9 protein-coding genes are annotated in these 13712 nt (G+C 43.1%); 3 read left to right on the top strand and 6 right to left on the bottom strand.

Going from position 1 to position 13712, the window contains the following annotated elements; genetic code table 11:
* The 3 genes from H8B21_RS08815 (at nucleotide 1) to H8B21_RS08825 (ending at nucleotide 2933) form a co-directional block, all read left to right on the top strand.
* Complete coding sequence (locus tag H8B21_RS08815; protein WP_190313409.1) at nucleotides 1-462, top strand: SpoIIAA family protein; 462 nt, start codon at nucleotides 1-3, stop codon at nucleotides 460-462.
* Between the two features lie 259 nt (nucleotides 463-721).
* On the top strand, nucleotides 722-1744 hold the full coding sequence (locus tag H8B21_RS08820) for an LLM class flavin-dependent oxidoreductase (protein WP_190313410.1): 1023 nt from the start codon (nucleotides 722-724) through the stop codon (nucleotides 1742-1744).
* 79 nt (nucleotides 1745-1823) lie between these two features.
* Nucleotides 1824-2933 carry a mechanosensitive ion channel family protein gene (locus H8B21_RS08825; RefSeq protein ID WP_223814931.1) on the top strand — a complete coding sequence of 370 codons (1110 nt, stop codon included), beginning with the start codon at nucleotides 1824-1826 and terminating at the stop codon, nucleotides 2931-2933.
* Nucleotides 2934-2964: 31 nt separating this feature from the next.
* On the opposite strand, the gene H8B21_RS08830 is transcribed toward H8B21_RS08825, so the two are convergent.
* The 6 genes from H8B21_RS08830 to H8B21_RS08855 form a co-directional block, all read right to left on the bottom strand.
* Nucleotides 2965-4653 carry a GMC oxidoreductase gene (locus H8B21_RS08830; RefSeq protein WP_190313411.1) on the bottom strand — a complete coding sequence of 563 codons (1689 nt, stop codon included), beginning with the start codon at nucleotides 4651-4653 and terminating at the stop codon, nucleotides 2965-2967.
* A 124-nt stretch (nucleotides 4654-4777) separates the two neighbouring features.
* Nucleotides 4778-5764, bottom strand: coding sequence for a Gfo/Idh/MocA family protein (locus tag H8B21_RS08835; RefSeq protein WP_190313412.1), 987 nt, complete (start codon nucleotides 5762-5764; stop codon nucleotides 4778-4780).
* Nucleotides 5765-5769: 5 nt separating this feature from the next.
* A complete protein-coding gene (locus tag H8B21_RS08840) occupies nucleotides 5770-7266 on the bottom strand; it encodes a Gfo/Idh/MocA family protein (protein ID WP_190313413.1) in 1497 nt (498 codons plus the stop codon).
* A 2-nt stretch (nucleotides 7267-7268) separates the two neighbouring features.
* Entirely contained in the window at nucleotides 7269-8936 is a 1668-nt protein-coding gene (locus H8B21_RS08845) for a RagB/SusD family nutrient uptake outer membrane protein (RefSeq protein ID WP_190313414.1), read from the bottom strand.
* A gap of 3 nt (nucleotides 8937-8939) precedes the next feature.
* The gene (locus tag H8B21_RS08850) at nucleotides 8940-12419 is read right to left on the bottom strand and encodes a TonB-dependent receptor (protein WP_223814932.1); all 3480 of its coding nucleotides are present in this window, start codon (nucleotides 12417-12419) and stop codon (nucleotides 8940-8942) included.
* A gap of 125 nt (nucleotides 12420-12544) precedes the next feature.
* Nucleotides 12545-13708: a FecR family protein gene (locus H8B21_RS08855; RefSeq protein ID WP_190313415.1), complete on the bottom strand. Its 1164-nt coding sequence runs from the start codon at nucleotides 13706-13708 to the stop codon at nucleotides 12545-12547.
* Between the last annotated feature and the right edge of the window lie 4 nt (nucleotides 13709-13712).

A 13712-nucleotide genomic window follows, 5' to 3' on the forward strand; every position in this document is an offset into this window, starting at 1 on the left:
ATGTTAGAAAAAATAAACGATCTGCCCGAACATGTTTTCGGAGTGAGAGCTAAGGGTGAAGTGACAGGCGAAGACCTTAAAACAGTACTGTTTCCGGGTTTGGAAGAGCTGTCACACAAGTTCAATAAAATCCATTACCTCCTCGTTTTGGATACCGACGTAAAGAACTTTACTACATCGGCATGGATACAGGATATGCTTGCTGGCATAAAGCATCTTTCCGAATGGAAAAAAATAGGTATTGTGACCGATCAGAAAGGTGTGCGGAAATTCACAGATATGTTCAGTGTTGTAGCTCCTGGGGAAGCACGTGGATTCCGTCATAATCAATTGGAACAAGCAATCGCATGGGTATCGGCTGAAGATGGCCAAGCTCAGGCGAAAACAAAATTATCATTTGGAAAAATAGCGTTGATTACCTTGGGAGCGGTATTGATAGGACGACTTTTCAGGAAACGATAGTAAAAATAAATGTCGAGGTTAAAATGATAAGGGCATTTTATAGATAGCTATTGATTTTTGTTAAGATATGTTAAATCAACTTTATGTCGACAGCTTAGGCACAGGAATTGCACTTATTTTGGTAATTCATAATTTAGGTTAATAATTGGTTAGTTAGTAAAAATCCTGAAGCTCCCCGCTTCAGGATTTTTTATTCTAGCTTCATCATCCCACAAGTTATTTTATTATTTTAGTACCTCATTAAATCCACCGTGGAATCATGAAAAAAATAGGTTTTTTATCTTTTGGACATTGGGACAACCATCCAGCATATAGCACCCGTACGGCGAGCGACACCTTGCTCCAATCTATAGATTTGGCTGTAGCAGCAGAAGAAATCGGTTTAGATGGAGCATATTTCCGGGTACATCATTTTGCCAAGCAGTTGGCTTCCCCCTTCCCCCTATTGGCCGCCATAGGCGCCAGAACCCACAAGATTGAAATTGGCACTGGTGTAATCGACATGCGCTACGAAAATCCTTTGTATATGATCGAAGACGCAGGAGCTGCTGATCTAATTTCAGGTGGTCGTTTACAATTGGGTATCAGCAGAGGGTCACCGGAACAAGTAATCGATGGATGGCGTTATTTCGGATATGAGCCCAACCAAGGTGAAACTGATGCCGACATGGGGCGTGAGAAAGGTTTAGAATTTCTAGAAAAATTAAAAGGTATTGGGTTTGCTCAACCTAATCCTAACCCCATGTTTCCGAACCCACCCGGACTATTACGTTTAGAACCTCATTCGGAAGGATTGCTCGATCGCATCTGGTGGGGAGCAGGTTCAAACGCTACCGCTATTTGGGCTGCTCAAAAAGGCATGAACCTCCAAAGTTCTACATTAAAAGACGACGAAAGCGGAAAGCCGTTTCATATACAACAGGCCGAACAGATCAGGTTATTTAAAAAGGCATGGAAAGAAGCCGGGCATACACGAGAACCTAGGGTGTCTGTAAGTCGTTCAATTTTTGCACTAGTGAACGATCAAGACAGGTATTATTTTGGTCATGAAGCTAATAGGGAAGATAAAGTAGGTATGATCGAACCCAACAAACGGGCTATCTTCGGAAGAAGTTATGCCGCCGAACCAGATCAACTGATCAAAGAACTGGCCATGGATGAGGCTATCCAAGAAGCTGACACTCTGCTCTTAACTATTCCCAATACATTAGGAGTAGATTATAACGTACACGTGCTTTCTGCCATTTTAGAACATGTGGCGCCTGAGTTGGGTTGGCGGTAGCTAACGACGGACGTTGGATAGGAAATAAAAGATAAAGGAAACGATATCTGGATACCACCGTTCTATTCAGTGTAACACTATGGTAGTATCTATAAAATCGTTAAGCAACATGATGACAGAAAATTTGGTCCATCTTTCACAAACAATGCCTAGTTGGTTATGGAACTTTATACTCATTTTACTGTCGATCTTTCTCGGATTCCTCATCAAGGCGCTCCTCATTCCACTCGTCCGAAAGGCAGCGGTTGCCCAGACATCATATTCTTTATTCCGATCGTTTGTAAAGCACTTCAACCAGATCTTGAGTGTTTTCATCCCCTTACTTTTCTTCAACGGCCTGCTACCGATTGCGCGCTTGAATTCGACCACCCATCAAATCGTATCTACTGCTACGGAGATCTTTCTGATTGTTTGTTTTGCTATCATCCTAATACGGGCTATCAAGGTGTTCGAGGATTATCTATACCATCGGTTCGACGTAAACAAGGAAAATAACCTTCGCGAACGAAAAATACGAACACAGATCGTTTTTATTCGAAAACTTGTTATAACAATTATCATCATTGTTACGCTAGCGATTATCCTTCTTAGTTTCGAGAGCATGCGTAAGGTCGGCGCTGGCCTATTGACCGGAGTAGGTATAGGAGGTATTATCATAGGATTTGCTGCACAAAAATCTTTAGGTAACCTTTTGGCCGGTTTTCAGATAGCATTTACGCAACCTATCCGCATGGATGATGTATTAATCGTAGAAGGCGAATGGGGTCGAGTTGAAGAAATTAACCTTACCTATGTAGTCGTCAATATATGGGATAAGCGCCGTTTAGTGCTTCCAATTAATTACTTTATTGAAAAGCCTTTTCAAAACTGGACAAGAACAACGGCTGAAATACTGGGTACTGTTTTTATTTACACCGATTTTACGGTTCCGGTACAGCAACTGCGCGACAAACTAACCGAACTTCTTGAAGGCCATCCACTATGGGATCGGAAAGTCAACGTTTTACAAGTCACGGATCTTAAAGAACGTACGATGGAAATCCGATGTCTGATGAGTTGCCGTAACTCGGGGCAGGCTTTCGACCTCCGATGTTTTGTCCGGGAACAGATGATTGACTATATCCGAACCCAATTTCCAGAAAGTTTATCCAAGACGCGGGTTGCTTATGCGCAACAACAAGATGAATAAATACAGATTTTCCGTGTGTATTTACGGAGGATTACAAGTTCTTTTTTTTGCGCTCCTGAATAGCATGGTGAACGGCTCGAGCTGCAAGTGCCATATATGTTAGCGAGGGATTTTGTGTTCCTGTGGATGTCATACAGGCACCGTCTGTTACAAACACGTTGGAGCAAGCGTGTAGCTGGTTCCATTTATTCACGAGGGATGTAGCGGGATTATTTCCCATACGCGCACCCCCCATCTCATGGATGTCCAAGCCTGGATTCTTATTCGTCCGCATCTTGGTTATATTTTTCACCCCCGATACCTCCATCATTTCCGCGCCTTGATCTAAAAAATCTTCCAGGATTTTATAGTCGTTTTCTTGATAGCCTATAGAAGTAACCAATTGAGGGACACCATAAGAATCTATTTGAGTATCGCTCAGTCGGACGTGATTTTCAGCTATTGGTATCGTTTCTCCTTGCATCATCATACTGACATTCCACCCTCCGGGAATCAAAAGTGAATCTTTAAAAGAGGCACCCAATGTATCCGCTGGAGGATAGCCTTGGGAACGATAAGCTGAAAAAAAAGATGCGTATCCGCGTAAAAAACTAGTTTCTTGTCTAACTACATTCCTGAAGTTTGGTATTATAGGCTGGGTCGGCCTCCTTCCATAGTGATATTTGTCCTCAAATCCCTCCATTTCCCCCGATAGCGTCCCCATATAGTTATGAAACGCAATGTATTTACCGAGAATGTCGTTATCATTGCCTAGGCCATTGGGAAACCGCTTTGACCGCGAATTCAATAAGATTAGATTCGTAGCTAAAGCAGACGCATTGACAAATATTACTGGAGCAAAATATTCGATTACCTCTTTGGTTCTACGATCGACAACCCGCACTCCGGTGGCTTTACCTTTTTCATCATTGTAGACAATAGATTCGACAATAGAATTTGATTTCAATGTAAGATTCCCTGTCTTTGCTGCCCAAGGCAGTGTCGATGCATTTGAACTGAAATACCCACCAAAAGGGCATCCACGGCTACATAAAGAACGTGCCTGACATGATGTTCGTCCTTGCGCAAGATGTATCGGCTTTGGTTCGGTGATATGTGCGCAACGTCCGCTGATCACCTGCCTGTCCGAATAAAAAGAATTGATTTTGTCCTGAATTGCTTGTTCTACTGCATTCAGTTCAAATGGTGGTAAAAATTCACCATCTGGCATTGCCGGATTTCCCTCCTTTTTGCCGGATACACCAATAAACTTTTCTACGTAGCTATACCAAGGAGCGAGATCATGGTAGCGAATAGGCCAATCTGTTGCGAAACCGTCCCGTGCGGGACCTTCGAAATCGAAATCCGACCATCGTTGTACCTGTCTCGCCCAAATTAAGGATTTCCCCCCGACTTGATACCCCCTGATCCAATCAAATGGTTTTTCCTGTATATAAGGTTGCTCGCTGTCCTTCGTAAAAAAATGCATCGCGTCTTCCCTAAAGGCGTAACATCGGGACGCTATTGGATTTTCTTTCAAAATATCCAACGGAACACGGTTACGATGTGGAAATTGCCAGGTATCGAGATTGGCTGTAGGGTAATCTTTGATGTGTGCAACATTCTCTCCGCGCTCTAAAACAAGGGTCTTAAGCCCCTGTTCACAGCATTCTTTAGCCGTCCAACCACCAGAAATCCCCGAACCTATTACAATAGCATCAAAATGATTAGCTTTTGGCATATATATTCAGATTATCTTCTTTTGCGAAGTATAAAAGTAATTAAAATGGAGCAATCGTAAGTTCTTTATCGAATTAGATCGCTCCATTGAGGGTCTCCTTTATCTCAAAAAGTGATACCTACGCTCAAGAAACTGTATCCAAACGTATCTTTTCACCTGTTCTACTGCTGCGCTGAGCGGCTTCCATAAATTTAAAAATTTCGATGGTTTCTATTGCTGGTACAGGAACCTTACCTGTGTCGAAGAAATTTAGAATTTCGGCTACCAAGGGGCCGTATCCGGCGAACGGCCCTAGAGGAGATATCCCAGTTTCGCCAAATGCTATTCCTGCAATATTCGCCGCTCCCTTTCTGATACCCCTTACCGATCCGATCCTGCCGTCTTCCCATATCCCCACAACCTGTTCAAAATCTGGGTGAAAAGCTCTAAATACTTCCTGACATCCAGTACCCATAACGCTGAACAACATCTCTACCCCATGGATCATGTACCATGCCTGATCGATGTGGTTAGGCTCTATTTCTGCCGGCGTATAGACATCGGCGCCCAGAACTTTACCTATTTTGCCTTCTTTCACCTCTTGAACCAACTTGTCGTAACGCAATGAAGAGGACGAGAAAACGGGAACATTATATTTATCTGCCAACACAAAAATTGCTTGCACGTTCAGCAGATTTTCCGCCATAGGTTTATCTATAAATAAAGGCTTCCTAGCTTTTATTACTTTCTCCGCCTGCTCCAGATGTACCCTCCCGTCGTTGGATTCCAATAGTATGTAATCCACCTGTCTCAAAAGTTCGTCAATTGAATCTACAATCTCTACGCCCATCTTCTTAACCGCATCGATGATGCGAGGCTTCATATCCAGCGCAGACGGGATGTCCTTGCTTCCATGCGGGTAGGCTGCAACCACGCGATAGCCTCGGTCTTTTAAGCTCCCCTCGTTAATGTCTTTTGTAAACATTTCACTATGGGAGGTATCCAATCCTATAATCCCCATTTTCTTTACTTTTTGATGTGCAAAAACGGGTGCAGAAGTCATAGAAAAAGCAATCGTTCCAGCGCTGGCAATGCCGAGCTGTTGTATAAATTTTCTTCTGTTTGTTTCCATAATTGTTAAACTTGTGGCATATCGGGCAAACTAAAGCCGTTATGATAGGTGTGTTTTATCCATTCTTCGGCCGCATTCTTCGCATTTAACTCAACAAACTGACGATTGAATCTTGGATCGCCATCGATTACGCTAAACTCGTCGACAGAAACAATCTTCACTTTGTCAGATTCCTGAATATTCGTAAATTCCATCCGGTCTCCATCCCATAATAAATCTCGATGCAGTCCTTGTAATCGAACTGCCAATACCCCCATAACGACCATTTCATTGAATGGCCCCGAAAAACCGAAGTGCGAACTGGCTTCTTTTCTATTCTGTGGTGATTCCTTGGCCGCCCGAATCCAATCTTGCTCATGCGCATTGCTACTCCAGATATCACCATTTCCTCCCGCAACACGTGGAATCCATGGAGTTGGTTCAGTAAAATGTTGCATTTCCGTTACCGGTAATAGCGTGGGGCTCATACCATAGCAACCGGTCATGATTTTACCCTTCTTGCCAACGAAAATAATTCCACCATTTTCGTCTCCCATCATCTGGCCGGGAGCCAACTCTTCTGGCCGTTCGGGCAGTAAGCCACCATCATACCAATATACTTTTACTTCCGGCATGTTGACTTTTCCTTTTTTACCGCGAGCAGGAAAGGTATATTGTACCATTTGTGCATGGGGTGGAGAATAAAGGTTACTCAATGTCGAACTGCCGTTTACTCGGGTTGGGTATTTCAAGTCTAAAGCCCAATAAATGGGATCCATAATGTGACATGCCATATCGCCCAATGCACCTGTACCGAAATCCCACCAACCCCGCCAATTCCACGGAGTATATACACTGTTGTACGATCTGTTTTCGGCGGGTCCAATGAAAAGATCCCATGCTAGGCTATCGGGAACGGGCATAGTATCTGCGGGCTTCATTAAACCTTGTGGCCAGATAGGCCGATCAGTCCAGCAATGTACTTCATAAACTTCCCCGATAGCGTCTGACTGAATCCACTCAGCGATCTGTCGACACCAATCAAAGGAATTACCCTGATTTCCCATCTGCGTGGCTACATTATATTTTTTTGCAAGGTTGGTCAGCAGACGGGATTCATATACGGAATGCGTAAGTGGTTTCTGAGTATAACAATGTTTTCCCAATGTTATTGCATGCGCTGTCACACCGGCATGTGTATGATCAGGTGTGGCTACCATAACTGCATCAATACTATCTCCCATCACGTCGAACATCTCTCTCCAGTCTTTGAACTGTTTAGCTTTCGGGTAATCACCAAACGTTTTTTGGGCATATTTCCAATCGACGTCGCAAAGAGCAACAATATTTTCAGTTTTCATATTGGCGAGATTACGTCTACCCATACCACCGACACCAATTCCGGCAATATTCAGTTTGTCACTCGGCGCAACGTGTCCTAACGCTTTTCCTAATACGTGGCTCGAAACAATGCTGAACCCCGTAAATACCGCAGTATTTTTTATAAAGTTTCTTCTATCCATTTCTAATAATTTTCGTTTTGCGTTAACACGCCATTTGATCTGTCAATTTCTATTTGCGGAATAGGAAATGGCCAACTTCTATCATTGGCGTCCCGTCCTTTATCGGCAAAGCCATATTTTTGATAAAAAGCTTTCATCGTATTTGCATAAGTTCCCCAGCGGATAAGATCATATAGCCTAAATCCTTCCAAAGCTAACTCGAATCGCCGCTCCTTTTTGATTGCTTCCAGAACATCATCAGAAGCTTTAATTGCATAAGTACTATTGAATTCGGCTTCTGAAATAGGCTTCAGTTCTTCGCCAAATAAACGGAAGACAGCCGGTTCATCTGTTTTTGATGTGGTGACGTATGCACGTTTTCGTACTTCGTTAAGGTAGGGCAGTGCTTCTGCGCTGCTGCCGCCTGATTTGATGATCGCCTCGGCGTATACCAAAAGTACTTCGGCATATCGTATCCAATAGGGCTGCCAATTAGTGCGTTGCAGGTCATTGTCCTGACGGTATTGCTGAGGAACAAATGCTTTTCTGCTATGCTGTAAATCAAAATCATTGAAATATCCCCGGTAATTATGTACTTCCTGCCCCCCTCCAGATGTTCTGAAAATATCATTATGGCTAATGATGGTGAACATTTTTCGAGGATCTGCGGGGTCATACGATGCGGCAAGATCTTTGGTCGGCGTATTTCCACCCCACCCTCCTACATTGTTTCTGCCGGTATTCATAATGACAAACGCATCTCCGATCAAGCCAAAGCCAGGATCATACTTTCTCATGACGCCCAATATGCATTCATCGGAGAACGGTCCTACCTGATAATCGCCCCGAAATAAATCCTGAAAATCGGGCAATAAACTCAATCCTCCATTTTTCACCACTTCACCCGCGGCATCCCTTGCAAGTACATACTCTTCTTTTGCGTTTCCTGAAAGTATGTTTTGCTCCATCAATCCCGCGAAAAACAGGGCCGCCCGGGCTTTTAACGCGAATACCGCATCTTTACTTACCCTACCCGTTTCGGCACTCGTTAGCGCAGAACTTCTAGGAAGGTTGCTTTCCGCTATGGCCTCATCCAAATCTTGGTAGACCTGTGTCCTAAGCTCTGCAAGGGAAGCTTTTTCTTTCCTCACCGAGGGTTCCTCTACTTGAATAACTAGCGGCACCTCCTTAAAAACTGTAATCAGATCGAAGTAGTACCAAGCCCTCAAAAATTTGATCTCCGCAACGTAGCGTTTAACGGTCGATTCCGGGACTGGATTGCCGTCTTGAATAAGATTTTCTCCTTCATTCTTAAAGCCCTCCAAAGCAATGTTGCAATTGCCTACTCCCTTATATCGATTGGCCCATGTTTCAAACAGTAAAGCGTTGGACGCTAATGGCCTTCCTCGCCCCACCTCTGTGGTCTGCGGCCGATCGCCCGGATCAGAGCCGCCTGCTCCTGCATTATCAACAACCTCGTCTCCGATGGCAACTTTATTGATCGTATATCCCCAAGTGTCTAACATAGGTTGGTAACAACTGGTTAGTAATTTTAGGCCGGCACCATCTGTTCTAAAATATTCACTTTGATTCACGACACCATAAGGGTCTCTTATAAGGTAATCTTTTTTGCACCCTATCGGTATTAATAAAGCCGATAGAGCCAAGGCTTTTATAATATTTATTTTCATCACTTAAAAGCTTAAATTAACACCAAACATATATGACTTTGCTATAGGATAATACCCTTGGTCTACTCCCATGCTCAGTGGCGAACCACTACCGATTTCCGGATCTAGTCCCGTGTATTTCGTAAAGGTGAACAAGTTGTAAGCTCCTGCCCAAATACGCAACCGGTCAAACTGCGCATTTCTAAACAACGTGGATGGTAGCGTATAGCCTAACTGTATGCTCTTTATCCTCAAATACGAACCGTCCTCGACAAGCCAATCCGATACCTGCAAATTATTTTGATTTGCCGCACTAATTTTAAACTGTGAGTTACTAGGATTCGTAGGAGACCACGCTTCAGCCATTAAATCTTTAGGAGCATTGTACCAGCCCACGCCGGATTTCATATCAATTTTCGCTATGTTCATAATATCATTACCAAGGGTTCCCTGTCCTAGAATTTGTAAATCAAACCCTTTATAATCCGCTCCTAAACGAAAACCATACATTAAGTCGGGGAACGGATTACCGATATCGGTACGATCAAGGTTATTGATGACTCCATCGCCATTGATATCCACAAAACGTAAATCGCCGGGACGTGCTCCTTCTTGGAAATAATCATCAACTTCCGCCTGACTTTGGAATATACCATCAGTCTTGAAGCCGTAGTAATAGCCTATAGGCTTACCTTCTTCGGTCAACGTCGTGGAGTAGGATATCCAGCCACCTCCGGTAATCGGTTCGCCACCACCTAGACTAAGCACTTTGTTTTTCACGGTCGAAGCGTTTACTGCAATCGAGTAACCAAAGTCACCTACTTTATCTTTGTAAGCTAAGTCAAACTCCAGACCTGAGTTCTGTACTCCTCCGGCGTTAGACCAAGGGCTGTTCGGAAACCCTAGATAAGCCGGCAAAGGTACATTTAGCAACATGCCATCCGTGGTCTTTTTATAATAATCAAAGTTGAAATGTAATCTATTTTGTAAGAAGGCTAATTCTAAACCAATATCAAACTGTTCGGTTTGCTCCCATTGGATATATGGATTACCGATATAATTACTACCACCGATCAGTTGAGGATTTCGTGGTCCAAAAAGATAGTACCCCATATTGCCCGAGTAAGTTGTTAAATAAGCTCCGCGGCTAATATTCTGATTTCCTATCATCCCCCAACTTACACGTAGCTTACCCGCATCTAACCAAGATGCCGGCTCCATAAAATCTTCTTCGGAAAAATTCCATCCAGCAGATGCCGAGGGAAATGTCCCCCACTTTTTGCCCTCTCCAAAATTTGAAGACCCATCATGGCGTAAATTTGCGGTGACCATATACCTATTCTTATAGGAATAGAACGCGCGTCCGAAATAAGAATTTAAGGCATCCTCCCACTTTGTACCAGACGCCTGCGGGTTGATGGAACCGGCATCGATAATCCATTGGCTCGGGTCGTTGGACACCAACCCCTGCTTAGATGCTCCTGATGATTCTCCTCTCCACTGTTCCGCAGAAGTTCCGGCCATTAAGGACATTTTATGATCATCGATTTCTTTCTCGAATGTCAACGTATTTTCCCAAACATAATAGTTGTTCAATGAGTTAGATACACCAACGGTAGCATCGTTGTTAAATTGGTTTCCATTTAAATAGTATTTCGGTTGGAAGGAATTGGACACCCCCCGTCCTAAATCAATTCCAAAGCTACTACGGTATTTTAACCAAGGCATAATTTTAATATCAACAGCCCCACTTGCTTTTATCCCGATACCTTTCCAACGGTTATTCTTGTAGATGTCAGTCTGCGCAACCGGATTTTCTTTATTTGTCATGAGTATAGGCCCATACATCGACCACGGATTATTTGGATCGATCCGATCTAAGAAGAATCCATCGAGCAGGAAGTCAGGAATATCTGTAAGATTCGTCCTATATACTTGGGAAATTGGATCGGCTGCAAAAGCAATGAAGGCAGTATTGAATCCTGGGCTACCTTCTAATACGTTGCCCCGCCCCTCACTGATCAGTCCAAAATTCCCGGAGAAAGTCAGCCATTCCCTTATATTATGGTTAAAGTTGGTTCTCCATGATATTCTATCATAGTCGGAACCATTGATAATACCCTCTTGATCCATATAACTAAGACTGGTTCGGTATGCCAAATCTTTGGTTCCTCCAGAAAGAGCGATATCATAATTCTGTACGAGGGCATCTTTATGGTTGATTTCCTTCCACCAGTTTGTTCCTTCTTCTGACCCTGTGTTCGATCTTAAAAACTTTAATACGTCAGCTTTGTCTTGCTCGGAGAAATAAGGATCTAACCCCGCATTGATATTTGCTAAGTTTTTATACTCCATAAATTCCGAGGCATTCATCATATCATAGGTTTTTATCGGATTCTGAAACCCCAGATAACTATCGAATGAAATGATACTGCTGAGCTGGTCACCACGCTGATCTCCTTTTGCCGTAGTTACCATAACGACTCCGTTTGCCGCTCTAGAACCATAGATTGCAGTTGCGGAAGCATCTTTTAGGATTTCCATACTGACAATGTCATTTGGGTTCAGCCATCCGATATCGTTTTGAGGTAGCCCATCTACTACATATAGTGGATTGTTATCGTTTACGGTACCAATCCCGCGAATTCGCACCGCTGGCGGTGTTCCCGGACTGCCACCGGTAGAAGTGACCTGCACACCTGCAGATTGACCTTGCAATCCTTCTACCGCATTTCGAATCGGCATATTTTTTAAATCACTGCCTTCAACCTTTGAAATGGCGCCCGTTAAATCTCTTTTTAACTGTGTGCCGTACCCTACCACGACTACTTCTTCTAAATCGCCGAGCTGCTCTTTCAACACTACAGATAGCTCTGTATCTCCTTGTGCTGGTATCTCTTGTGGTGTGTAACCTATTATGCTGAACACAAGTACGCTACTCGCACTGGGTAATTCGATTTCGTACCGCCCCTCTTGATCGGTACTGGTGCCCGTCGTCGTTCCTTTCACAACGACACTCACACCGGACAATGGATTTCCTTGTTCGTCGGTCACGGTTCCGCGTAGTGTTTTTTGGAAAACTTTCATGGAATGAGATAGTTCCTCCTTTTTCGGGGCAGAACGGTTTTCTCTCAGAGTGATAACACTACCATTGATCTGATAGGTAAAAGGTTGCCCTTCGAATAAAAGGGGTAATACTTCAATAATATCCTTCGATTTAATTTGGATAGATACAGGTTTTGCTTTTTTTAATAAGCCTTCTTTTGCAACGAAGGAATAATCCGTTTGCTGCTGAATCTGAACCATAATGTTACGAAAAGAAGCATCCCGGAGATCAAGGTTTATCTTTTGCGCTAAGGCATTTGCTTGAACATGAAAAGTAAACAGTAGGATAAAGAATAAAGTCAACTTCATAATTAGCCATATTATCTTTGGTAGGCTGCCCAACCAATGCTTGCAAAAATTCCGTACAGGCATGGGTATAGCATAAACAATATTATTCATACTTTTGTATTTGTTAGGTTTATTAAAATTTAGTAGATACATCTTTTTATATTACCTGACACCAACCGGGAGTGTTCGTAGCACCTCCGGTTATTTATTATCAGGCAATGGTATATTGGCGTATATTATTTTTTTGATACCATAACCCTCCTTCCATTTATCTTAAATTGAATCATATTATAACTGTCTTCCAGACTTCTCAGTATATCATGAAGTGGCACGTCCCTTTTTATCATACCAAATACTCGGTCAGATTCTGCTTCCGCTGGTATTGCACTAAAATCGACATCATACCATCTTTCCAGCTGACGCAATATCTCGGGCAGATCATAATTATTGAGTATGATATTACCATCCTTCCAGGCAACGTATTCCTGCGGTTCTACTTGTAGGATTGAGAGTTCGTCATCTTCGTTCGCAATAACCTGTTGTCCAGGTTTCAACCGAACAATGTCGCTGCCCTTAACGCTTTTGATCATCACCGCTCCTTCTACCAACGTTGTATGCTGCATCGCTTCATCGACGTAAGCCTGAACGTTAAAGCGTGTACCCAGAACTTGGATGGTTTGCCGTTCTGTGCGGACGAAAAAAGGTCGCTCCGCGTCGTGTGCAACTTCAAAATAAGCCTCACCGCTTATATCTACAATCCGCTCATCCTCGGCAAAACTTGTGGGATAGATCAACTTTGAAGAAGCGTTTAGCCAGACTTTAGTATCGTCGCTCAGCGTGACCCTATATTGTCCTGCCCTAGGCGTAGTCAGTGTAATGCTTCGGGCATCGTGCACCCCTTGGATAGTCGAACCATCTATATAGGCTAACGTCTTGCCTGAATTTACAATTCCTTCTTGGTCCTCACTCAATATCAAGACCTGTCCATTGTCTAACGTGATAGTAGCACGGTTGCCTCCCGGAGGTATAACTTTTTCAACTATAATCGGTTCCTTTATTTCAGGTTTACTTTCTCCTGTATAACGATAGAGCCAAAGGCTTGTCATAAAAATGATCAACATCGCTGCGGCATAAGGCAACCAATGTCGATATGTAAGGACTTTAGTAGATTTAGGTTTAGTCTGACGGAAGAGATTGTGCGCTACCTGTTCCCCAATAGAATTTATCAGTTCACTATCTATTTCCGAAACGTGTTCAAGTTCCTGTTCAATGAGATGGACGAGTTTGCTATCATGCTCTTCAAGCGAAAAATAAGCTAGGATTTCGTCCAGTTCCTTTTCAGTATATTGGTCGTTCAGATATTTCTTAAATAGATTTATGATGTGCTCCTTATTTCCCACTGTT

Origin of the sequence: Sphingobacterium chuzhouense, from assembly GCF_014692525.1 — a bacterium.
In the GTDB taxonomy this organism is placed as follows: domain Bacteria; phylum Bacteroidota; class Bacteroidia; order Sphingobacteriales; family Sphingobacteriaceae; genus Sphingobacterium; species Sphingobacterium chuzhouense.

Bases quoted from the DNA above. Each gene is read 5' to 3' on its own strand.
- H8B21_RS08820 (WP_190313410.1), top strand. From the start codon at position 722: ATGAAAAAAATAGGTTTTTTATCTTTTGGACATTGGGACAACCATCCA.
- H8B21_RS08835 (WP_190313412.1), bottom strand. From the start codon at position 5,764: ATGGAAACAAACAGAAGAAAATTTATACAACAGCTCGGCATTGCCAGC.
- H8B21_RS08845 (WP_190313414.1), bottom strand. From the start codon at position 8,936: ATGAAAATAAATATTATAAAAGCCTTGGCTCTATCGGCTTTATTAATA.
- H8B21_RS08850 (WP_223814932.1), bottom strand. From the start codon at position 12,419: ATGAATAATATTGTTTATGCTATACCCATGCCTGTACGGAATTTTTGC.
- H8B21_RS08840 (WP_190313413.1), bottom strand. From the start codon at position 7,266: ATGGATAGAAGAAACTTTATAAAAAATACTGCGGTATTTACGGGGTTC.
- H8B21_RS08825 (WP_223814931.1), top strand. From the start codon at position 1,824: ATGGTAGTATCTATAAAATCGTTAAGCAACATGATGACAGAAAATTTG.
- H8B21_RS08830 (WP_190313411.1), bottom strand. From the start codon at position 4,653: ATGCCAAAAGCTAATCATTTTGATGCTATTGTAATAGGTTCGGGGATT.
- H8B21_RS08815 (WP_190313409.1), top strand. From the start codon at position 1: ATGTTAGAAAAAATAAACGATCTGCCCGAACATGTTTTCGGAGTGAGA.